The sequence below is a fragment of the Desulfosporosinus metallidurans genome, from assembly GCF_001936615.1.
Classification (GTDB): domain Bacteria; phylum Bacillota; class Desulfitobacteriia; order Desulfitobacteriales; family Desulfitobacteriaceae; genus Desulfosporosinus; species Desulfosporosinus metallidurans.
This window is the reverse complement of record NZ_MLBF01000262.1, coordinates 1-219: the sequence shown is the minus strand read 5'-3', so window position 1 is coordinate 219 and position 219 is coordinate 1. Positions and strand designations below refer to the sequence as shown.

General features: G+C 41.6%; 1 protein-coding gene. It reads right to left on the bottom strand.

Annotated elements, in window-relative coordinates:
- Positions 1–205, bottom strand: a 205-nt coding sequence (locus tag DSOL_RS26615; RefSeq protein WP_075367622.1) for an HPr family phosphocarrier protein, incomplete at its 3' end; no start/stop codon positions are given.
- Positions 206–219 lie beyond the last annotated feature (14 nt).

The window sequence follows — 219 nt, the reverse complement described above, 5'->3', positions numbered from 1 at the left end:
CTGCGCCATCTACAATCAATTGAAATTGACTGCCAGAAGATAACCCCAACGAAAGGATCCCTAAAATACTTTTACCATCGACTTCGGAATCGTTCGTCTTGATTTTAATACTACTTTTATAACGGCTTGCCATCTGTACCCACAAAGAAGCCGGCCTGGCATGAAGCCCTGAACTATTCGTAATCGTAATATCTTTTAAAATCATTGCCAATTCCCCCC